This is a genomic window from Bacteroidales bacterium, from assembly GCA_017521245.1.
Taxonomy (GTDB): domain Bacteria; phylum Bacteroidota; class Bacteroidia; order Bacteroidales; family G3-4614; genus Caccoplasma_A.
Genome location: JAFXDI010000018.1, coordinates 44082 through 67831, shown reverse-complemented (window position 1 = coordinate 67831; position 23750 = coordinate 44082). Strand labels below are relative to the sequence as shown.

At 34.6% G+C, this 23750-nt stretch carries 20 protein-coding genes; 10 read left to right on the top strand and 10 right to left on the bottom strand.

The annotated features are described in order from the left end of the window. Positions 1-10: 10 nt before the first annotated feature. Complete coding sequence (locus IKK64_04090; protein MBR4119241.1) at positions 11-901, bottom strand: carbon-nitrogen hydrolase; 891 nt, start codon at positions 899-901, stop codon at positions 11-13. A gap of 418 nt (positions 902-1319) precedes the next feature. On the opposite strand from IKK64_04090, the gene IKK64_04085 reads away from it, so the two are divergent. From IKK64_04085 to IKK64_04075, 3 genes are read left to right on the top strand one after another with little or no spacing between them, the layout of a single operon-like run. After that, complete coding sequence (locus IKK64_04085) at positions 1320-3086, top strand: 1-deoxy-D-xylulose-5-phosphate synthase (protein MBR4119240.1); 1767 nt, start codon at positions 1320-1322, stop codon at positions 3084-3086. A 7-nt stretch (positions 3087-3093) separates the two neighbouring features. Further along, positions 3094-4536: an MBOAT family protein gene (locus IKK64_04080; protein ID MBR4119239.1), complete on the top strand. Its 1443-nt coding sequence runs from the start codon at positions 3094-3096 to the stop codon at positions 4534-4536. A gap of 4 nt (positions 4537-4540) precedes the next feature. After that, positions 4541-5455, top strand: coding sequence for an SGNH/GDSL hydrolase family protein (locus tag IKK64_04075; protein ID MBR4119238.1), 915 nt, complete (start codon positions 4541-4543; stop codon positions 5453-5455). 91 nt (positions 5456-5546) lie between these two features. Here IKK64_04075 and IKK64_04070 read toward each other — a convergent pair whose 3' ends face one another. Further along, on the bottom strand, positions 5547-5894 hold the full coding sequence (locus IKK64_04070; protein ID MBR4119237.1) for an HIRAN domain-containing protein: 348 nt from the start codon (positions 5892-5894) through the stop codon (positions 5547-5549). 169 nt (positions 5895-6063) lie between these two features. Between IKK64_04070 and mltG the strand changes: the two genes are divergently transcribed. From mltG to IKK64_04055, 3 genes are read left to right on the top strand one after another with little or no spacing between them, the layout of a single operon-like run. Then, positions 6064-7095, top strand: coding sequence for an endolytic transglycosylase MltG (mltG, locus tag IKK64_04065; GenBank protein MBR4119236.1), 1032 nt, complete (start codon positions 6064-6066; stop codon positions 7093-7095). A 3-nt stretch (positions 7096-7098) separates the two neighbouring features. After that, the gene (locus tag IKK64_04060) at positions 7099-7785 is read left to right on the top strand and encodes a 5'-methylthioadenosine/adenosylhomocysteine nucleosidase (protein ID MBR4119235.1); all 687 of its coding nucleotides are present in this window, start codon (positions 7099-7101) and stop codon (positions 7783-7785) included. Positions 7786-7792: 7 nt separating this feature from the next. Then, positions 7793-8272 carry an S-ribosylhomocysteine lyase gene (locus tag IKK64_04055; protein MBR4119234.1) on the top strand — a complete coding sequence of 160 codons (480 nt, stop codon included), beginning with the start codon at positions 7793-7795 and terminating at the stop codon, positions 8270-8272. Positions 8273-8348: 76 nt separating this feature from the next. Here IKK64_04055 and IKK64_04050 read toward each other — a convergent pair whose 3' ends face one another. Continuing rightward, entirely contained in the window at positions 8349-9728 is a 1380-nt protein-coding gene (locus tag IKK64_04050) for a heme-binding domain-containing protein (protein MBR4119233.1), read from the bottom strand. Positions 9729-9857: 129 nt separating this feature from the next. On the opposite strand from IKK64_04050, the gene IKK64_04045 reads away from it, so the two are divergent. Beyond that, on the top strand, positions 9858-10886 hold the full coding sequence (locus tag IKK64_04045; protein ID MBR4119232.1) for an agmatine deiminase family protein: 1029 nt from the start codon (positions 9858-9860) through the stop codon (positions 10884-10886). Positions 10887-11459: 573 nt separating this feature from the next. After that, positions 11460-13373 (top strand): hypothetical protein, encoded by a 1914-nt coding sequence (locus IKK64_04040; protein ID MBR4119231.1) that lies wholly within the window; start codon positions 11460-11462, stop codon positions 13371-13373. A gap of 99 nt (positions 13374-13472) precedes the next feature. Here IKK64_04040 and hisB read toward each other — a convergent pair whose 3' ends face one another. From hisB to IKK64_04005, 7 genes are all read right to left on the bottom strand, one after another. Continuing rightward, positions 13473-14603, bottom strand: a complete 1131-nt coding sequence (gene hisB / locus IKK64_04035) for a bifunctional histidinol-phosphatase/imidazoleglycerol-phosphate dehydratase HisB (protein MBR4119230.1) — start codon at positions 14601-14603, stop codon at positions 13473-13475. A 9-nt stretch (positions 14604-14612) separates the two neighbouring features. Further along, positions 14613-15650, bottom strand: coding sequence for a histidinol-phosphate transaminase (gene hisC / locus IKK64_04030; protein ID MBR4119229.1), 1038 nt, complete (start codon positions 15648-15650; stop codon positions 14613-14615). Positions 15651-15653: 3 nt separating this feature from the next. Then, positions 15654-16931, bottom strand: coding sequence for a histidinol dehydrogenase (hisD, locus tag IKK64_04025; GenBank protein MBR4119228.1), 1278 nt, complete (start codon positions 16929-16931; stop codon positions 15654-15656). A gap of 2 nt (positions 16932-16933) precedes the next feature. Continuing rightward, the gene (locus IKK64_04020) at positions 16934-17785 is read right to left on the bottom strand and encodes an ATP phosphoribosyltransferase (protein MBR4119227.1); all 852 of its coding nucleotides are present in this window, start codon (positions 17783-17785) and stop codon (positions 16934-16936) included. A gap of 285 nt (positions 17786-18070) precedes the next feature. Beyond that, complete coding sequence (locus tag IKK64_04015) at positions 18071-18304, bottom strand: DUF4834 family protein (protein ID MBR4119226.1); 234 nt, start codon at positions 18302-18304, stop codon at positions 18071-18073. Between the two features lie 77 nt (positions 18305-18381). Continuing rightward, positions 18382-19113, bottom strand: coding sequence for a CDP-diacylglycerol--serine O-phosphatidyltransferase (pssA, locus tag IKK64_04010; protein MBR4119225.1), 732 nt, complete (start codon positions 19111-19113; stop codon positions 18382-18384). A gap of 11 nt (positions 19114-19124) precedes the next feature. Further along, the gene (locus IKK64_04005) at positions 19125-19814 is read right to left on the bottom strand and encodes a phosphatidylserine decarboxylase family protein (GenBank protein ID MBR4119224.1); all 690 of its coding nucleotides are present in this window, start codon (positions 19812-19814) and stop codon (positions 19125-19127) included. A 408-nt stretch (positions 19815-20222) separates the two neighbouring features. On the opposite strand from IKK64_04005, the gene IKK64_04000 reads away from it, so the two are divergent. Together IKK64_04000 and IKK64_03995 are read left to right on the top strand one after the other, a co-directional pair. Further along, positions 20223-21128, top strand: a complete 906-nt coding sequence (locus IKK64_04000) for an RluA family pseudouridine synthase (GenBank protein ID MBR4119223.1) — start codon at positions 20223-20225, stop codon at positions 21126-21128. 144 nt (positions 21129-21272) lie between these two features. After that, the gene (locus IKK64_03995; GenBank protein MBR4119222.1) at positions 21273-23738 is read left to right on the top strand and encodes a phenylalanine--tRNA ligase subunit beta; all 2466 of its coding nucleotides are present in this window, start codon (positions 21273-21275) and stop codon (positions 23736-23738) included. Positions 23739-23750: the final 12 nt, after the last annotated feature.

The following is a 23750-nucleotide window of genomic DNA, read 5'->3' as shown; positions in this document are numbered from 1 at the left end:
TTGCTTAATATTAATCTCTAAATCGTTTTAGTATATCTCCGTATGCATCTATTCTGCGATCGCGAAGGAATGGCCACCAACGGCGTACATTTTCGGTGCGTTGCATATCTATTTCAATGACTTTATTCTCCTCGGCATCTGTTGGTGCTTGATATAGAAACTCGCCTTGTGGTCCTGCCACAAAACTACTTCCCCAGAATGTTATTCCGTTTGTTACTCCTGATGGATCAGGCTCATATCCTACTCTATTAACTGAGATTACTGGAAGTCCGTTTGCTACAGCATGACCTCGTTGTACGGTTATCCACGCCTCGCGTTGACGTGATTTCTCCTCTGGGGTGTCGGTACTCTCCCAACCTATGGCTGTGGGATATATCAACATATCTGCTCCTGCAAGTGCCATTAATCGAGCTGCTTCGGGGTACCATTGATCCCAACATACCAATAATCCAAGTTTACCAACTGATGTCTGGATTGGATTAAAGCCCATATCGCCCGGTGTGAAATAAAATTTTTCGTAATATGCTGGATCATCGGGTATGTGCATTTTTCGGTATTTACCTGCTATTGAGCCATCTTTCTCAAATACTACTGCGGTGTTATGATACAATCCTGCTGCTCGCTTCTCAAATAGCGATGTTACTAATACTATACCACACTCCTTTGCTATTGAACTATAAAAGGGGATTGCTTCGCCTGGAAATGGCTCTGCTAAAGAGAAGTTTTCGGTATTCTCTACTTGACAAAAATATAGTGTATCGTGCAACTCTTGCAAAACTACTAATTCTGCTCCTTCGGCTGCACATTTTTTTATATTCTCAGATAGTCTCTTGCGATTTATCTCTTTATCGGCAACTATTGATTGTTGTACCAATCCTATTTTTAATATTTTTTCTGACATATTTGTTTGTTATATTACTATGCAAAGTTACGAATATTTGAGCATCCTATAAAATGATTTCGGAATATTTATTTTTATATAAGGTTATTTAATTGTTAGATTGATATTTTTCTTGAATTTGTGATAATCTCGAATATACTTTCGCTCGCTGTAAAAAATATTCAAGTAAACTTGATATTTCTTGCTCGCTTACTCCTTTTATTTGAGATAAATCTCGAATATACTTGCGCTCGCTGTAATAAATATTCAAGTAAACTTGATATTTCTTGCTCGCTTACACGTATATTTGAGCATCTTATAAAATGATTTCGGAATATTTATTTTTATATAAGGTTATTTAATTGTTAGATTGATATTTTTCTTAAATTTGCAATAATAGTAATTTAATTGCCATTGGCGTTTAAAATTAATGATTGATATGTTATTGAATAGCGTAAATTCTCCTGCCGATGTTAAAAAGTTTTCGACTGATGAACTTAATATTTTAAGTAGTGATATTAGAGAGTGTTTAATTAAGAAACTTAGTGTTAATGGCGGTCACTGCGGTCCTAACCTTGGTATGGTTGAGATGACTATTGCTCTGCACTATGTTTTTAACTCGCCTACTGACAAGATTGTTTTTGATGTGTCGCATCAATGTTACACTCACAAAATATTGACCGGGAGAAAAGAGGCTTTTATTAATCCTCTAAAATATAAGTGTGTTTCGGGTTATACCGAGCCAAGCGAAAGCGAACACGACCACTTTATTGTTGGGCATACTTCAACAAGTGTGAGCCTTGCCAGTGGTATGGCTAAAGCAAGGGACTTGAAAGGCGAAAAGTATAATGTTATTGCCATTGTTGGTGATGGCTCGCTAAGTGGCGGTGAGGCTTTTGAGGGCTTAGATTATGCTGCTGAATTGAACTCCAATATGATTGTTATTGTGAATGATAATCAGATGTCGATTGCCGAGAACCATGGTGGTATTTACAAAAATCTTGCTTTGTTAAGGGAGACAAACGGCTGTGCCGAGTGTAACCTTTTTAAGGCAATGGGATTTGATTACAAGTATATTGCCAATGGTAATAACATTGAGGAGTTGATTAGTGCTTTTAATGAGATTAAGGATTGTAATCACCCTATTGTTGTTCATATTAACACTTTAAAAGGCAAGGGCTATCAACCTGCCGAAGACAATAAAGAGAGTTGGCACTTTTGTTCTCCTTTTGATATTGAGAGTGGGAAACCTCAACAATCGGGAGGGAAGAGTATTGACTACCAAACTTTAACAGCAGACTATCTTTTAGATAGAATGAAAACCGATAAGAGCATTGTTGCTATTACTGCTGGTACTCCAACTGTTATGGGATTTGATGCTAAACGCAGAGAGAAAGCAGGTGAGCAATTTGTTGATGTTGGTATTGCTGAAGAACACGCTGTTGCTCTTGCAAGTGGTTTGGCAAAGAGTGGTGCTAAACCTGTTTTTGGTGTGTATAGTACTTTTATTCAGAGGGCATACGACCAAATCTCTCAAGATTTGTGTATAAACAATAATCCTGCAACGTTATTGGTTTTCTGGGGTTCTTTAGGTAGTATGAACGATGTTACTCACTTATGTTTCTTTGATATTCCTCTATTAAGTAATATTCCTAATTTGGTTTATCTGGCTCCAACCTGTATTGATGAATATTGGGCTATGTTAAATTGGAGTATTAATCAAACTGAGCATCCTGTTGCTATTAGAGTTCCTGCTGGTAAAGAGGCTACTAAGGTTGTTAATATTGAAAAGTGTTACTCGCCAATTAATAGATATAAGGTTATTGATGAAGGTAGTGACGTTGCAATTATTGCGGCTGGTAGTTATTTTAGTTTGGGCGAAAGGGTTGCTTCTTTATTAAGTTCTAAATATGGTATTACTCCTACTCTTATTAACCCAAGATATTTAACTGGTATTGACAAGTGTGTTTTAAACTCGCTTAAAGAGAATCATAAAGTTGTTGCAACGCTTGAAGATGGAGTTTTAGATGGTGGCTTTGGAGAGAAAATTTCGAGATTCTTTGCTCCTTCTGATATGAAAGTTCTTAACTTTGGTGCTAAAAAAGAGTTTGTTGACAGATATAATATTAAAGAGCTCTTAAGAGCTAACCATCTTACTGATGAGATAATTGTAGAGGATATTATTAATTGCTTGAGAAGTTGTTAGTTGATGTATGCTTTTTAACTCTTTAGAGTTTCTTATATTTTTACCAATAGTTTTTATACTATATTGGTTTGTTTTTAGACAATTAAAAATTCAAAACTTATTTATTGTTATCGCCAGTTATATTTTTTATGGTTGGTGGGATAAGGAGTTTTTGATTTTAATTGCCATTACCTCTCTTTTGAGTTATTTAAGCGGTATTGTTATTGAGAAGTTTGAGGGTAAACGCTTGTGGCAAAAGGTTATAAGTGCTTCAAATATTATCCTGAATATTGGAATACTGGGTTATTTTAAATATTGCAACTTTTTTGGTGAGAGTTTTGCCCAGATGCTGAACTCGTTGGGCATTAATGTTGATTGGGTTACTCTTGATATTATTCTGCCTGTGGGTATTAGTTTTTATACTTTTCAGGCTTTGAGTTACTCTATTGATGTTTATAGGGGCAAAATTAAAGCTACTCGCGATATTGTTGCTTTTTTTGCTTATATAAGTTTCTTTCCTCAACTTGTTGCTGGTCCTATTGAGAGAGCAACAAACTTGTTACCTCAGATGCTAAAGAAACGCTCTTTTGACTACTCTTTGGCGGTGGATGGTTGTAGGCAGATTATTTGGGGTTTCTTTAAAAAGATGGTTGTGGCAGATAATTGTGCTATTGCTGTTGATACTATTTGGGGGAACTATCAAAATGAGAGTGGCTTTACACTTATGATGGGTGGAGTGTTCTTTGCTTTTCAAATTTATGGCGACTTCTCGGGATATTCTGATATTGCAATTGGTAGTGCTAAATTGTTTGGTATTAATCTTAAACAGAACTTTAACTTTCCATACTTCTCTCGTAATATTGCCGAGTTCTGGAGAAGATGGCATATCTCTTTAACCACCTGGTTTAAGGACTACTTATATATACCATTAGGCGGTAGTAAATGCTCTATGCCAAGAGTTATTTTAAACACCTTTATTATTTTTACAGTAAGTGGTATTTGGCATGGGGCTAACTGGACTTTTATTGTTTGGGGTGTATATAACGCTCTATTATTTATTCCCCTACTACTTACAAAGCAAAATAGAAAGTATTTAGACGTGGTTGCCAAAGATAGAGTATTACCAACTTTTAAAGAGTTATCTCAAATTACTCTAACATTTATATTGGCTGTTTTTGGATGGATTATATTCCGTAGTGCTTCAATTGAAGAGGCGATTGAGTTTATATCTATTATCTTGTCAAGTTCTGTATTGGATATTGGTTTACCATATGGTAAAGGTGCATTAGTTGCTATTGCATTTATGCTTATTGTTGAGTGGTTTAACCGAGATAAGAGTTATGGTTTGCAAATAAGTGGTAGTGGTGTTTTTAAATATTCTGCTATAAGATGGTGCATTTACTATGGGATTATTATTGCTACCATTTTATTTATGAGTGCAAATAAGTCATTTATCTATTTTCAGTTTTAGCGTAATGAGCAAGTTTATTTTTAAAATATTTATATTTATTGTTCCATTGATTGCTGTATTGGCAACTCTGGAATATATTGCTCGATTGACTCCTAATTCATATAGATATAAGGATGAATATATTTGCAACTACCACGATAGTATAAATACTCTTATATTGGGTAGTTCTCATACGTTCTATGGTGTTAACCCAGAGTTTTTAAAGAATGGTTCGTTTAACCTTGCAAATGTATCGCAAGACTTGAAATTTGATTTGTTTCTATTGGAGAAATATATTGATAAGTGTAAGAACCTTAAAACTGTAATTATTCCCATATCATATTTTACTCTATACGAAACTCCATTGGATAGGGGCGAAGAGAAATTCAGGGTTAAGTTCTATGAGCATTATATGGGGTACAATGACTCTATTTTGTATTCTGTTGAAAAATTAGAACTTTTTGATATTTCTATATTACAAGAGAAGATTAAAAACTTTGTAAATTATAGCTGTAACAATAGTTATGATTTGGGATATAATTCGTCAGGCTGGGCTACTGGCTATAAAGAGAGCAAGATTGATAGTAATGATGAAAAAGATGCTATAAAAACTATTGCAAGGCATACTCCAAGCGAGGAATACGTTGATGTAAATATTGAGTATCTTAACAAGATTGTAACTCTTTGCTATAAAAACAATGTTAGACTTTTCTTTATTACAACCCCTACTCTACCTGCTTATTATAATAATATTGATAATAACAGATGGAGTTATACAACTTCGGTTATAAACAAGATCTGTTTAAAATATAACGCATCGTATTACAACTACCTAAAAGATGATAGATTTGTGAACTCCGATTTTTTTGATGTTGATCATCTTTGCCATCAGGGTGCTGAGAAATTTAGCAAAATATTAAAGGAGGAGATTTTTGAATAGGATGCTTTCACTCTTTTAGATAAAATTAAACACTGAGAAGATAAATATACCTCCTCAGCGTTATTTAAGCGTTATTTATATTAAACCTATTTTATTGACTATGCTTGTTTAATATAGTTATAGTTAAACGTATTTGATTCTCGTAATGAGTATCGGGTGTTATTTTACTGATACTACACTCAAAAATATCACCCCAGCCCATATCAAAGAATTTGGCTAAATCTCCATTACATTCAGTTGGGATATATCCTAACAAATAGTCAACTCCATCAATATCGTAATATACTACTTTGATTGCGTCTGGATCATACTTATTATCTCGCTCCCTCTCTAATTGCAATTTAATACCAATAAATAGTTCTTGCCATACATCATTCACTTCGTGATATTTACGACCTGCAAGATTACACTCTAAATAAAACAATTTCCTTTTTTCCATAATTCAACGAGTTTAAGTTTGTACTATTTAAAATTATCTACTACAAAAGTAATCAGTACTTATGCCAAAACTTAGCATATATTTAATAATTCTTATAAAAAGTTAGATAATGGATAAAGAGCATATATCAATTAATTGTTGTATCTTCGCAAAGCGTAAAAATGAAAGAATGAAAACAAGAATTTTAAAGATCAGCTTAATTGCGTTAGCTTCAATCATATTGATTATATGTGGTGTCTGCTGGTATATATATAATAAAATTAATACTCCTAATAATTGTACTGACAGTTTTAGTTTATATATTGATGAGAATACAACTCGTGAGGATGTTGTGTCGGTTATTAATGACAGATGCAATGAGGATGCAGCATATTGGGTAGATAAGATTTTTGAGGTAAAAAAGAGAAGAGTAAACAGGTATACTGGATTTTACAAGATTACTCCTGAAATGAGCGCTTGGGATATTTATAATATTCTTGCTTTGGGAGATAATAGCACCGCAAATGTTACATTCAACAATATTAGAACAAAAGAGGGTTTAGCTAAGGCTATTTGCAAAAATATAAATATGCCTGCCGACTCTTTATATAAGGCTATATGCGATAATGATGTTTGTAAAAGTTATGGTTTTGACACTGTAAGCATTGTTACTATGTTCTTGCCTGATAGTTATAATATTTTTAAAACTACTACTGCTAAGAACTTTTTAGACAGAATGTATAAAGAGTATAATAACTACTGGAACGAAGAGAGATTGAATAAAGCAAAGGAGAATAATATGACTCCATACGAGATTACTATTCTGGCTTCAATTGTTGAGGAGGAGACTAAAAAGCCTGATGAAATGGATATTGTTGCAGGGTTGTATATCAATCGTATAAATAAGGGTATGTTATTGCAATCGGACCCTACTGTTAAATTTGCAACAGGTGATTTTTCTCTTAGACGTATTCTTAATAAACACCTGAAAATTGACTCTCCTTATAATACTTATATGTATAAGGGGTTGCCTCCTGGTCCTATTCGTATTCCTTCTAAAATTGCTATTGAGAAATCTCTTAATTATAAAAAATCGAACTATATTTTTATGTGTGCAAAAGAGGATTTTTCGGGATACCATAATTTTGCCACATCACTAAGAGAGCATAACAGAAATGCGGCTAAATACCGTAGAGAACTTAATAAACGTAATATTAAATAATTTATGAAAATTGCAATAGTTGTTGCTCTTCAAAGCGAACTTGAGTGTACTAAACGCCTTTTCTCAAATATTGAAGAGATTTGCTGCGATAATGTTACATACTATTTTGGAGAGTGTAACGGGCATCAGATTATAGTATCGCAATCGGGTATTGGAAAGGTGTGTGCCGCTACAAGATGCCACGATATTATTGCCAACTTTGAGCCTGATTGTATTATTAATACTGGTTTAGCAGGTGGTATTGATATTAAATCGAAAGTGTGCGATGTTGTTGTTGGTAGCGAAGTTGCTTACCACGATGTTTGGTGTGGTGATGGTAGCGAAATTGGCCAGGTTCAAGGTTTTCCTCTGAAGTTTGAAGGCGACAAGATGATAGTTGAAAAGATATTGAGTAATCGCACCGATGAAGATAGAATTTATAAAGGGTTAATTTGTACCGGCGATCAATTTATCACTGATGACAATAGATTAAAAGAGATTAAAAATAATTTTAAAGATGCTATTGCAGTTGATATGGAGTCGGCGGCATTTGCTCATTGCTGCTATATGAAAGGTGTTCCTTTTGTTAGCATAAGGGTTATTAGCGATACTCCGGGAAGTGATGACAATATCGAGCAATATAATAACTTCTGGGAAGTTGCTCCAGAGAAATCGTTTGACGTTATTAAAGATTTAATTTATAAATTGTAATTTTATTATGGATAAGATACCAAGTTTTACTATTGATCACAATAAATTGCTACGCGGTATATATGTTTCGCGTGTTGATGTTTTTAATGGGGTTGCTATAACTACATTTGATATAAGAATGAAAGAGCCAAACCGGCAAGAGGTTATGGGACAAGGAGGATTACACACAATTGAACACTTGGCTGCTACTTATTTGAGGAACAATAATGAGTGGAAAGATAAGATTGTATATTGGGGACCTATGGGATGTAGAACAGGAAACTATCTAATTATTGCCGGAGAATACAAGAGTGCAGACATTGTTAAACTTATGAAAGAGACTTTCTCTTTTGTTAGAGACTTTGAGGGAGAGATTCCCGGTGTTGCTCCTAAAGATTGTGGAGACTGGACTTGCCACGATTTAGAAGATGCTAAACGTGAGGCTGCAATTTATGTAAGTGAGGTTTTGGAGAATATAAAAGAGGAGAATTTAGTTTATCCGATTTAGGATTTATTGGTAATACTATAACATAAAAATAGGGAGCAAGTGATGATTTGCTCCCTATTTTGGTATGTAGTCAATATTATTTTGCAACCTTTGCTGTCTCAGGAACTTCGCCTGTTAGTGCATTTAGGAATGCTTCTATGTTATCAACCTCTTGTTGTGTAAGGTTTATATCTAATTGATATTCGCCCATATACATAATAGCATTCTTCAATGATGTTATTGTTCCATCGTGGAAGTATGGTGCAGTAAGTGCTACGTTACGTAATCCAGGTACTTTGAATTTATGACGGTCATATTCTGATTTTGTCTCTTTATATCTTCCAAAATCTTCGTTAGTTAACTCTGTTCCACGTGCAGAGAAATAGTTAGAACGTGTTCCCATCAACTCGTATGTGTTACCTCCAAGATTAACACCGCTATGGCATGTTGCACAACTATATTTTTTGAAGTCGTTGTATCCGTCAATTTGTTGTTGAGTCATTGCAGTAACATCACCCATCATATATCTGTCAAAGGGAGAGTTCTTTGTAAGCAATGTTTTCTCAAACTCTTGAATTGCATCTGTTATTGTTGCCTCAGAATATCCTTCGGGATATACTTTTTTAAACTCTGATGTTAATGCTTTATCTTTTTTAAGTTTTGCTATTATCTCATCAAACGAGTTAGACGCCATCTCAACCGGGTTTAGTGGAGGACCTGCTGCTTGTGCTGCAAGAGTTGCCGCTCTTCCGTCCCAAAATTGAACAAAGTTATATACTGCATTATATACTGTTGGTGCATTTACTCCTCCTAATTTACCATCTACACCCTCAGAGAATTGTTTATTATCAACACCTCCTGTCTCCAATCCATGGCATGATGCACATGAAATGGTATTGTCTAATGATAAACGAGTATCGTGATAAAGTTTAAATCCTAACTCAACTTTTGCTGAATCTACTGGAATGTCGTACAATATTGGAAATACCGGCTCTGCTGATAATTTATCTGCTAACTCGGCATCCTGAAGTTGTGAAAGATAACCTTCAAGACGTTGTTGCTTTGCCCAAGAGATTATAACATCTCTTTTTTCTTGGGTAAGTTGAGTTCCCCAATGCAATAGATAGAATCGTGCTGGAGGCATATTACCTTTAATCGCAATCTGCTCAATTTTATTAACAGCAGTAATTGAGATAGGCTCTCCTTTTGCCATTGAGTCCATAACAGGTTGTAGGTTCTCCTCTTTTAATGCCGCATTCATATCTTGATAGATAGGACGACGCACCAAAGGAATCTTTGCATAGAAAGGCAGATCGGGAGTGTAACTATGACACATCAAACATTGAGCATCAGTTAGGATTTCGTAAACTTGTTCGTTTAATGATAGGTCTTTTGAAGGCATTCTATTTACTAAATTATAGACTGCAAACAGAAGTATTGCCAACAAAATAGCAGAACCCAATATTATCTTTTTCATGATATATGTTTTATATATTTATAAATATAACTCTCATTTAAATACAAAAATAGAGATATTTTTTTATTTACAATTATTTTATCCCTATTTTTTACTACTTTTGTTTTGGTTCAAATAAAATTTATAGTAATGTCAAATTATATACTACCCCCAGAATGGGCAGAGCAAAGCGGTGTTCAACTTACATGGCCTCACGCCGATACCGATTGGAACTATATGCTTAATGAGGTTACAGAGTGTTATATTAATGTGGCTCGCGAAATTGCAAAACGCGAGAAACTGATAATAGTAACACCCCATATAGAAGAAGTAAAAAAAATTATATCTAATGTTGTAAATATGGATAATGTTACACTTGTGGAGTGTAATAGCAACGATACTTGGGCTCGCGACCATGCTGGTATTACAGTTATTGATAACGAAACAGGGAACTATGTTATAACCGATTTTGGGTTTAATGGCTGGGGTCAAAAGTTTGAGGCATCTTTAGATAACCAAATAACATTTAACTGTTACAAAAAAGAGTTATTCAATGCCGATTACAGAAATATGAACGACTTTATATTAGAGGGTGGTTCTATTGAGGTTGATGGTAATGGCTCGTTAATGACTACCACACATTGCTTAATGTCAAAATTCCGGAACCCTCAGTACAACAGAGAGGAGATTGAGGATATACTAAAAGAGAGTTTTGGTGTAAACAATATAGTTTGGATTGATAATGGTTATTTGGCAGGTGATGACACCGACAGCCATATTGATACCCTTGCAAGATATTGCCCTAACAACACCATTGCATACGTTAAGTGCAACAACTCTGATGATGAACATTATACCGAATTAAAGGCTATGGAAGAGGAGTTGATAAATGCCAAAAACAATGACGGACAACCTTATAATTTAATTGCATTACCTATGGCTGATGAAATTATTTTTGATGGAGAAAGACTCCCTGCTTCGTATGCAAACTTTTTAATAATGAACAACACTGTTCTTATGCCAACATATAACCAACCAGAGAATGACAAAGCGGCTATTGAGGCAATTTCAAAGGCATTCATAGGTTACGAAGTTGTTGGCATTGATTGCGTTGCTCTAATTAAACAACATGGCTCATTGCATTGCATTACTATGCAGTATCCTAAAGGGGTGGTGTAAAAAAAATTATATTACATAAATATTTTATTAATATTATTTGCCAATTTTTAATAAATTTGCATCGTAAATATATAATTAGTCAGATATATTTATTATAAATAACTCATTATTAAGCTTTTACTAATATTTAAATAAAATTTGCCTATGATATATTAAAGTATTTTTGAAGCACATAATACATATTTAAAATAAAGCGTTTTAGCATTTATTCTATCCATATCTAAAGTTTGCCGACTTAATTGACCGATATGAATAATAGCGAAGATGCTCGTACTATTTCGTACGGGCTTTTGGTTATTTCTATCGGTCGGGTTGCGGCAAACACCTAGATATGGGAAATAAATCAGAAGTCCGTATTTTTTTGTGCACAATTCATTTATAGATTTATAAGTAGTTAATATGAACATTGTAGTCTTTATTCTGTTATATCTAAAGTTTGCCGACTTAATAAATAAGACTGAAAAGAATAAAACAAATATACTTCTTAAATAGTATTTGAGAATGTAGTTGTTTATCATAATATCAGATTTATATATAGGACATGAATAAGCTACTATATTTTAAAATAATGATATGAGAAGAATATTTATTATATCGCTTTTTATTATTTCCTATAATTTAAATGCATTAGAACCAATAAAATTCATTGACTCAAATAAGAATTCAAATCTGTTTAAAGAGTTGTATATCTCCTCTTTTGAGAATAAAATCTACCAATTGCAAGAGGGCAAAAATGTAAATACCTATTTAGAAGATATACCTGCCAATAGTGTGAATTTAAGAATAATGTCTATCACTCGTAATAGGGTATCATCAGCAACAGGTCAAAACTTTTGGAATTTGGTCTTTTATATAAACACTCCATTATACGAAACACGCGATGGAAAGAACTATATTATTCGCGATGCAGCAGGTAATGTTCAATATACAAAAGATTCAATTCTCTTTTTTACCCTATCGGAGGAGAAGAACGGTGTTATAGATGAAACATTAACACTAACCAATGTCCTTTATGAGGAGAACGGAGTAGAGTATAAATCTTTTAATTACAAGCTAAAACTATATGCAGTAATCGATTGGGAATTGATGACGCAAGGCACAAGTATAAATTTCTATCCACGAAATGTTTTGCAGTCGGCATACGATATTAACTCTTCGCCACAAATAAAAGAGTATATAAAGGAGAAAGAGAGTAGTCTGCCAATAAAGATTGAAGCAAAAGCCACATTCAATTTAACTCCCGAGAATAGAATTGCCCTATATGGAGCAAGCCTATGTTCCGATAGCTATCCATGGTTTAAAGAGTGGTTAGAGAGATATACAGGAGCAGAGGTGCTAAACGCAGGCAATCCTGGTTGGAATGCAAAACAATTAGCCAGTACCGATTACTATAATAAGATAAAATCTCTCAATGCCGATATTATATATATAATGGTTGGTGGCAACGACAAGGGAGATAATGTAGGAACATTCGGAGCTGTATCAAGCCAACCATTAGTAGAGGAGATTCCATTAAGCGAAGAGTGGAGCAATAGCGAAGCCAGCAGTAAAGATTACCTCTTTATACAATCGCTCGATTATGTATTGCGAAAGCTCAAATCGGAGTATTACAATGTAAATAACTCTAGAAAAGAGGATAAACGTTTCCCCTATATAGTGGTAGGGACATTCCCCTCGCAACATCGAGAGGGTTGGCAGTTTACAGAGTATAACAACCCGCAGAATTGGCTTAATAAACGCAACGCCATAGTAGAGTGTGCCAATAAAAACAATTTGCCCTGTATCGATATGTTCTCGGAGTTAGGCATTGATTGGGACAAAGAACCATACTATAATCAAGATTTTGATTACAACACGGCAACAGGAAGACCCACACTTGTAAATCGAGGAATATATACCCTCGATGGATTGCATCTAAACGAGAGGGGATTTCAACGTATGGCAAACTTGTTGAGTGGGGCTTTAGCTTTACCATACAATCATATTATTTCAAATAGTGATACAATTATTAATAAATGGGAATTTAACTCATCTTTAAACTCAATAATAATAGGCAAATCAATATCATTAATAGATACAGGCGCATTTTATTATTGTAAAAATTTAAAAGAAATAAGTCTATTATCCTCTTTACCTCCAGTAATTAAAGATGAAAATGTATTTTATAACGTAAATAAATCTATTCCCGTATACATACCTATTGGTTCAATTAATGCTTATAAATCTGCCTATGGATGGAAAACCTTTACTAACTTTATAGAGTGTGATTTTACAGGAGTTGAAGAGGAGAAAATATCAACTAACAACATTAAGGTTATTGCTGGTAACAAAATAGAGATGAACGATTACTATGGCAATTTACGCATTGTAAATCTTTCGGGACAAGTTATTAAAGATATATATGTAGATGGCTCTACTCAAATAACTTTACCTAAAGGTATATACATTGTAGTAACTGAAAATAATGCTCAAAAAGTAATTTTGTAAAATATTGTTCTAACATTGATAATTTAATTTATATAATATGAATGGGCTTACAATGATGTAAGCCCATTCATTATTTTAATAGTATATATCTTATAAATCCTAAATCACTCCTTTTGATGAGGGGATTACTCCGTTTAATACATCACGAGTGATTGCCATTTTTATTGCTCGTGCAAAGGCTTTGAAGATTCCCTCTATTTTGTGATGTTCGTTTACTCCTTCGGCTTTTATGTTGAGGTTCATTGCGGCTGAATCGGACAAGGATTTGAAGAAGTGCATAAACATCTCGGTTGGCATATCCCCTACATACTCGCGTTTAAATTCGGCATTCCATACTAGCCAAGCACGTCCGCCAAAATCGAGGGCTACACTACATAATGAGTCGTCCATTGGGAGATAAAAGCCATAGCGGTTTATTCCTCGTTTATCGCCAAGTGCTTTGCGAAGTGCCTCTCCTATTGCTATTCCTGTATCTTCAATTGTGTGGTGTTCATCTACATTCAAATCTCCTTTTGTAACTATGGTTACATCCATTCCTGAATGGCGTCCGAGTTGGTCGAGCATATGGTCAAAGAATGATAGTCCTGTTGATACACTACTCTTGCCTGTTCCATCAAGATTTATCTTTACATATATGTCTGTTTCAGATGTTTTTCGAGAGACTTCTACTACTCGCTCTCCTGCTATCAGGTAGGCTGATATTTGATCCCACGATGTTGCTACAAGTGAACATACCTCCTCGAGATTTTTCTCTTTTAGTTTTACTTCTCCCTCCTCTTTTGTTGGTGCTAATAGTATTGCTTTTGCTCCAAGATTTTTGGCAAGCATTACATCTGTTACTCTATCACCTATTACATAAGACTCAGCAAGGTTGTACTCTCCTGTCATATATTTTCCCATCATTCCTGTTCCGGGTTTTCGGGTTGGTTTGTTTTCATGTGGGAACGAGGGGTCTATTAATATATCTTCAAACTCTACTCCTTCATTTTTAAATGCTTGTAACATTTTATTTTGTGGGGGCAGGAATGTTTCTGTTGGGAATGAGTCTGTTCCTAATCCGTCTTGGTTTGAGACTATTACAAATTCATAATCTAATCGTTCTCTGATTAACGACAGATTACGAAATACTTTGGGCATAAACTCAAGTTTCTCGAGCGAGTCTAATTGATAATCAACGGGTGGCTCTACTACTAATGTTCCGTCGCGATCAATGAATAGTGCTTTCTTCATATAGGGTGTCTATTTTTTGTATGATTTTAATGCCGATATTACTTGCTTGTTCTCTACGGCTGTCCCGACTGTTATTCTTATACAGTTATCGCATAAGGTTATTCCATTACGATTACGGGCTACTATTCCTTTATTTATAAGATAGTTGTATATTGCATCGGCATCGGTTGTTTTTACGAGCACAAAGTTTGCATCGGTTGGGTATATCTCTGTTATACACTTTACTTTTGAGAGTGATTTTACAAGTTTATCTCTGTTCTTAAGTATCTCGTTTACCTTTTTTTCAACTGATGCAAAATTATCCAACAATTTTATGGCATAACGTTGTGTTAATATGTTTACGTTATATGGGTATTTTACTTTGTTGAATATTGATATTATATCGGGTGATGCAAATGCCATTCCCAAACGTACTCCTGCACTGCCCCACGCTTTTGAGAATGTTTGTAACACAACCATATTGGGGTACTCTTTTAGTTTTTGCAGATAGGATGGTTGCGATGAGAAATCGATGTACGCTTCATCTAATACTACTATACCTTGAAAGTTTTGCAATACTTTTTCTACCTCTATTGGGTTTAGTGCATTTCCTGTTGGATTGTTTGGAGAGCATAGCCATATTATCTTGCTATTTTCATCGGTGGCTGATAGTAAATCTTCAGCACTAAATTGATAGTCTGCTTTTAGTGATACTTTGCGATACTCTACGTTGTTTATATCGGCACATACTGAATACATTCCGTAAGTTGGTTCAAGTGATACTACATTGTCGGTTTGTGGCTCACAAAAGATACGATATAACAAATCGATTGGCTCGTCACTTCCTACTCCCAAGAATATATTTTCAACTGCTACTCCTTTTAATTTTGAGATCTTATCCTTTACTTGCAGTTGTAATGGATCGGGGTATCTGTTATATGGTGTATCGTATGGATTTTCGTTGGCATCGATAAATATTGAAGCCTCTCCCTTAAACTCGTTTCGTGCAGATGAATAGGGCTTTAAACTATATATATTCTTGCGTACTAATGTTTTTAGTTCTTTCATTGCTTAATCTTTTAACCTTATTGATACAGCATTTTTATGAGCATCCAAACTTTCGTTTGCTGCCATAATCTCAATGGTTGCTCCTAAGTTCTTTAGGCCTTCTTGTGTAATCTCTTGATAGGTTATCTTACGATTAAAACTATCTAAATTTACTCCGTTATATCCTTTTGCATAACCACTTGTTGGCAGTGTGTGGTTTGTTCCTGAGGCATAGTCTCCTGCGCTCTCAGGGGTATATGGTCCTAAAAATACAGAGCCTGCATTTTTAATCTTTTCGCCTATTGCATTATAATCTTTACAAGAGATTATAAGGTGTTCAGGTGCATACTCGTTTGTAAAATCAATTGCATCTGTAATATTATCAAAAACAAATACCAAACTGTTTTGAAGTGATTGTTCTACAATATCTTTACGTGGCAACAACTCTTTTTGCTCCTCTATTGCAACTAATACTTTTTCTGCCAAAGTATTATCGGTTGTTACCAAGATTGATTGACTATCAACTCCATGCTCGGCTTGTGATAAGAAGTCGGATGCTACATATTGTGGATTTGCTGTTTCATCGGCAAGTATCTCAACCTCTGATGGTCCTGCCGGCATATCTATTCCTACTCCACTTAGACTTACCAATTGCTTAGCAGCAGTTACATATTGATTTCCCGGACCGAATATCTTATATACATTTGGTATTGTTTCTGTTCCGTATGCCATTGCTCCTATGGCCTGTACTCCTCCTAATTTATAGAAATTAGTTACTCCTGCAACTTTTGCGGCATAGAGTGTTGCCGGATTTACTTTACCCTCTTTATTACAAGGCGAACACATTATTATATTTTCGCATCCTGCTATTTTTGCGGGTAGTGCCAACATCAATACTGTTGAGAATAGTGGTGCTGTTCCTCCAGGAACATATAGTCCTACTCTATCAATAGGCACACTCTTTTGCCAACACACAACGCCTGGTGTTGTCTCAACTTTTACTCCACCAAATTTTTGTGCAGCGTGAAAATGTTCGATATTCTCTTTTGCCTTTAATATAGCGGCTTTGAGTTCGGGTGCAACTTGTTGCTCTGCCTCCTCAAACTCTTCTCTGGTTACAGCAAAATCATCAAGTTCTACTCCCTGAAACTTAGCAACATATTTGCGTACTGCACTATTACCTTGTTTCTTAATTTCGGATAATATCTCCCCAACAATTCCATGAAGGCTTATTGTGTCCAACTCTGGACGGCGAGTCAACTCTTTCCAATCTTGGCGGGGTGGGTTGTTTATAATCTTCATAATTATAATACCATTTTTTCTATATCAAGAACAAGTATTCCTTCTGCTCCCGATGCTTTTAGTTTGTTTATTATCTCCCAGAATATTTTCTCGGGTAATACTGTACTTACTGAACTCCACTCTGAGTTTGCAAGTGGTGTAACTGTTGGACTTTTTATTCCGGGTAATACCTCTAATACTTTATCTAATGAGGCATTTGGTACGTTCATTAATACATATTTTTTGTCTTCTGCTGCTTGTACTGCCTCAATACGGAACAATAACTCATCAAGAATCTCTCTCTTCTCGGCTGAAAGTTTCTTGTTGGCAATTAATACTGCATCAGATTCAATTATAATCTCTACCTCTTTTAGATGATTGCTTACCAATGTGCTTCCTGAACTTACTATATCAAATATTGCATCTGCTAATCCGATACCCGGTGCAATTTCAACCGATCCTGTAATAACATGAATATCGGCTGTAATGCCTTTTTCGTTTAAGAACTTTTGTAGTATTACCGGGTATGATGTTGCTATTTTCTTTCCATTAAACCACTCGATACCTTTATAATCAACATCTTTGGGTATTGCCAATGACAAACGGCATTTACTAAATCCTAAATTCTTTACTATATCAGCATCTTTTGCCTTCTCTAAATATTCATTTAATCCTACAATTCCTATATCTGCTATTCCTGATGCTACTGACTCTGGGATATCATCGTCACGAAGGAAAAGTGCCTCCATTGGAAATTTACGAGATGGAACTAACAATGTTCTTTTTGATGATGAGAATTTTATTCCTGATTCCGCTAATAGCTCCATTGTTTCGTCATAAAGACGTCCTTTTGATTGTACTGCAATTCTTAACATATCTGTATGTATTTAATTAATTTTATTTTCATTTATCTGATAATAAAATAGGCTTACCTAAGTAAGCCTATCTGTTTTATTAGTATATATACACATACCATAGAGCTTACCTCATTTATGAGTTAAGATGGTGATGATGTGTATGTATTTGTGTCAATTTCATTATCATTATTAATCTTTTGCAAAGATAAGTAAATTATTTTAATTATATATCCTTTTTATAAATAATTATATAGTATTATATTTACAATATGACATTATGTCAGTTTCATCAACTATAAGAGGTTATTTATCTTTAATCTCTTCAAAATCGACATACTCTCCTTCATTTGCTCCAAAGACTTTTGATCTCTTTTCAAAGGAGGTATATGTTCTTCCTTCTGGGTTATTTGTATTCTTATTTTTTCTTTTAAATCTGAATCCACTAAATATAAACCTTATTACATTCCCTGCGATCATTAATACAATAAAAAGAACGATAAGGATTGGTATTAGTATCCACAATAATAATATATGCATCTCTTTTCAACTTTATGTTAACGAAATTTTTCCGTTTAATCAATCCACAAAATATTATTCAAAAAGTATGCCTGTGATTATATAGCAGTTTGTCTCTTTGATATACTGTTTTGGACTATTGATAGGATGATATAGAAGAGAATTGTTGGCGCCAAACCTGCATAACCCATAAATACGACAAATAATATTGTAGCTACTATAAGTATATATCTAACGAGATTCTCTTTTAACTTTAAGTTTGAAAATTTAAGTGAGAACATCGGTATCTCTGAAATCATCATATACGAGAACAAGATAACCATTGCTACCCATAAATATATACACTCCATCCATTCGTATTTTGCAGTTAGGGTGTATAATCCGATCCAAAATAGTGCATTTGCAGGTACTGGCAAACCTATAAACGAAGTTGTTTGGCGAGTATCAATATTAAATTTTGCTAATCGCAATCCTGCAAAAACCGGTATAGCAAATGCAAAATATGGTAATGCCTCAAACCACCATTCGGTATATGTGGGAGGAATGATAATATTTGCTATTTGCATTGATATTACTCCCGGTGCAAATCCAAAACTTATTAAGTCTGCCAAAGAGTCAAGTTCTTTGCCCATTGGAGAGTATGCTTTTAGTAATCTTGCAGCAAATCCATCTAAAAAGTCAAATACTGCTGCGGCACAAATTAACATTCCTGCAAGATATACATATTGAGCGTTTGCATATCCTTTAAATGCAAACATACATGCCAAACAACCACTCAATAGATTTAAGCATGTAATACTATTGGGTATATGTTTTTTTATCGAAATCATATTTTAAAGAATTATTCTACAAAGGGTAATTGTGCTATTTTGGTGATACCTCCTACTGTCTTGTCTCCTATTTTAACAAAGACCTCAGTATTTAATGGGAGAAATAGATCTACTCTTGAGCCAAATTTAATAAATCCCATGTGTTCATCTATTGAACACTCATCTCCAACTTCGGCGTATGTAACAATGCGTCTTGCACATGCACCTGCTATTTGACGTGCTAATACCTGTTCGCCATTTGGCATCTCTATCACGATTGTTGAACGTTCATTCTCAGTACTTGACTTTGGTAGGTATGCTGACATAAATCGGCCATTTTGATGTCCTACATGCAATACTTTTCCTGCTACAGGGAACCAATTGGCATGAACATTAAACAAGTTCATAAAAATTGAAACTTGAATTCTTTTATCCTTGAAATATTCATTTTCCATTACCTCCTCAACTGCAACAATAACACCATCGGCAGATGCTATTACATCGCGTTCTTCGTTGAAATATCCCGGATATACTCTTCGCGGAGATCGAAAGAAATTTAGAACTACTAAGAATAACAATACCGAAAACGATAAAAGAAATATGAATATCCACTGGGTTTGTATAACATAATAAGACGCAACATTTAATAGTGCCAATATCAAAAACAATGTTATTAAAATTCCCCTACCTTCTCGATGAATTTTATGAATTTTTACTCTCATATTTCTGTGTTAATTTCAGTTTATACAAATATATTTACTTAATAAAAGGGACAAACCTCTTAGTCGTAAATATATATATCAAAAACAAAAGTAATAATTTTTTTTTAAATTGTCAACAAGAAACTATTTTTGAAAAAAATATTTAAAATTTAAATTTGATTTTAACAACTTTTGCTTAGTAATAAATTATCACAATATGCTATTAATAAAGTTATAGTAGATATCTTTAATGTAGTATATATTTTTTACTACTCTTATCATATTTTTTTGTAATTTTGCAGAAGATAACTTCTGCGAAAATAGACAACACCTCGGCATAACTCAAACAAGTTTAGTTATGCTCCCTGTTTGCATTTGGCAGGAGAAAACTTTAAAATCTACTGAATTTTTAATTATAATTTTCATATAATGAGAATAAAAAGGAATAAGGGTGCAAAACCTAAGAATACAACTAACACAACAATTGTAACAGAGGTTGATTCGTTACTTAGTTACCTATTTAAGACTTATTCTGACAAAAGTAAAACTACTGTAAAAAGTTGGTTGTCGCACCGACAAGTTGCAATTAACGGTAACCCCGAAACTGCATTTGATGCTCCTCTTGCTCCCGGCGACAGGGTTTTAATTAACTTTGAGAAGGGATTTAAAGTATTCAAAAACAACAGAATCAAAATTGTCTATGAAGATGAATATATTATAGTTGCTAACAAAGGTTATGGTTTACTCTCTGTATCTTCGGATAGAATTAAAGAGAAGACTGCTTATCATATTTTGAGTGACTATCTAAAAGAGGATAATCCATCGGCTAAGCTTTTTGTTATTCACCGTTTAGACCGCGACACCTCAGGTCTGATTATGTTTGCTAAATCAGAAGAGGTGCAATTTAAGCTACAACGCTCATGGAATGAGATGGTTCTTGATCGCAGATACGTGGCTGTTATAAGTGGGCATATTGATCCTGCTGAGGGTGAAATATCTTCGTATTTGGCAGAAAATAGCGTGCATCACGTTTACTCTACATCTGATAAAGAAAATGGTCAATTTGCATTAACCAAATATAAAACTTTACAAAAAAATAGCAGATTATCTCTTGTGGAGGTACAACTGGCAACTGGAAGGAAGAATCAAATTCGTGTTCATATGTCGGAGAGCGGACACCCCATTGCTGGAGATAAACGTTATGGTTCAAAAGAGAATCCTCTTGGAAGGTTATCTTTACATGCATTCCGGTTGAGATTTGTTCATCCTATCACACGTCAGGATATGTTGTTTGAGACACCTATTCCTCCTCAATTTGTTAAGGTTACTCGATAACTAATCAAATTTTGGTTTAATAATAGAGTGATTGAGCAAAATCGAGAAACAAATGTTTCTTAAAGCAAAATAAAATTATTATTTTTGCAGTCGTTTAAAAATTAGCACGTAAAAATTACGTCAAAGAAGAATTTATAATTTACTATGAATATATCTTACAATTGGCTCAAAGAGTTTATTGAGCTTCCGTTAGATCCTCAACAAACTGCCGATGCTTTAACATCGATAGGTCTTGAAACAGGCGGAGTTGAAGAGGTTCAATCAATTAAAGGTGGACTTAAAGGTATTGTTACTGGTAAAGTTTTGACTTGCGTTGAACACCCAAATTCAGATCACCTTCATATCACAACATGCGATCTTGGTACTGGCGAACCTGTTCAAATTGTATGTGGTGCTCCTAATGTAGATGCAGGTCAATATGTTATTGTTGCTACTGTTGGTACTGTTTTATATGATGGCGAGGAGAGTTTTACTATTAAGAAATCAAAAATTAGAGGCGTTGAATCATTTGGTATGATTTGTGCCGAAGATGAGATTGGGATTGGAACAAGCCACGATGGTATTATAGTTCTTAAAGACACTCCTACTCCAGGAACTCCTGCAGCAGATTACTTTGGTATTAAGAGCGACTATGTTATTGAAGTTGATATCACTCCTAACAGAATTGATGCTGCTTCGCACTATGGTGTTGCCAGAGACCTTGCTGCATACCTAAAACGTAACGGATATAACTACTCTTTAACAAAACCTTCGGTTGATGATTTTGCTATTGACAACGTTAATGGCGATGCTGTCAAGGTTGTTGTTGAGAACTCTGAGGCTGCTCCACGTTATGCTGGATTGACAATTAAAGGAGTTACGGTAAAAGAGAGCCCTGATTGGATGAAACAACGCTTGAATGCTATTGGAGTGCGTCCAATTAACAATATAGTAGATATAACAAACTATATTCTTCACGAAACAGGACAACCTCTACACTGCTTTGATGTAAATGAGATTACTGGTGGTACAGTGATAGTTAAAACTCTTGCAGAAAGTACTCCGTTTGTAACTCTTGATGGTGTTGAACGCAAACTATCGGAAAAAGATTTGATGATTTGCAACCAAAACGAGGGTATGTGTATTGCTGGTGTATTTGGAGGTTTGAAATCTGGTGTTACAGAGGCAACAACTGATGTATTCCTTGAATCGGCATATTTTAATCCAACATGGATTAGAAAGAGCGCTCGCAGACATGGATTGAATACAGACGCTTCATTCCGCTTTGAGCGTGGTATTGACCCAAATACAACTGTATATGTTCTAAAACGTGCGGCAATGCTTATTAAAGAACTTGCAGGGGGTGAGATTGTTGGTGATATTATAGATATATATCCTGATAAAGTTGAGACTTATCCTGTAACATTAAGTTACAATCGCATAAATTCTTTAATTGGTAAAGAGATTGAGGAGAGTGTTGTAAAAGAGATTTTATCTTCTCTTGAAATTGAGATTGTAAGCGAGGAGAATGGCGTATTGGAATTGAAAGTTCCTACATATCGCGTTGATGTTCGCCGCGACTGCGATGTTATTGAGGATATTCTAAGAATATATGGTTATAACAATGTTGAGATAACCGAGAGTGTTCACTCAAACCTATCAAATAAATCTGTTGCTGATGAGCAACACATCAGATACAACACTATTGCCAACGAACTTACAGGTTGTGGTTTTAACGAGATTTTGAATAACTCTCTAACAAAAACAAGTTACTATAAAGATTTAACTTCATACCCCGAAAGCAACTGCGTTAAGGTTATGAACCCATTGAGTTCTGATCTTGGCGTTATGCGTCAAACTCTATTATTTGGTGGATTGGAGAGTGTTGCTTACAACATTAACCGCCGTAACGGAGATCTTAAATTCTATGAGTTTGGTAATTGCTACTCATACAACCCTGAGGCTGATATGGAGAAAGGAGTTCTTGCCCCCTACTCTGAAAACTACCGACTTGGTATGTGGCTAACAGGTTATGAGGTTGCTAACAGTTGGGCTCAAAAAGATATTCAAACATCATTCTTTATGCTTAAAGGATATGTTGAGAATGTTTTAACTCGTCTTGGTATGACAAGCGGTAAATATACTACCGAGCAAACAAGCGATGATATTTTCTCTGCTGTTCTTGTTTATAAAACTCGAGGAGGTAAAGAGTTTGGTAAAGCAGGTATAGTAAGTAAAAATATTCTTCGCAAATTTGATATTGACAACGAGGTCTATTTTGCTGAGTTCAACTTTGCTATGTTGTGCAAAGAGAGCGTTAAAACAAAGACAACTTATAGCGAACTTTCAAAATTCCCTCCCGTAAAACGCGACCTTGCTCTACTTGTAGATGCTTCGGTTAAGTTCTGCGAGATTGAAAAGATTGCTCGTGAAAGCGAACGCAAACTTTTGAAAGAGGTTTCGTTGTTTGATGTATATGAGGGTAAAAACCTTGAAGCAGGCAAAAAATCGTATGCAGTTTCATTTATATTGCAAGACACTGAAAAGACTCTTGCTGACAAACAAATTGATGCTGTAATGAATAAAATAATTACCAACCTTGAAAACAAAGTTGGTGCCAAACTAAGATAAATATTAAATTAA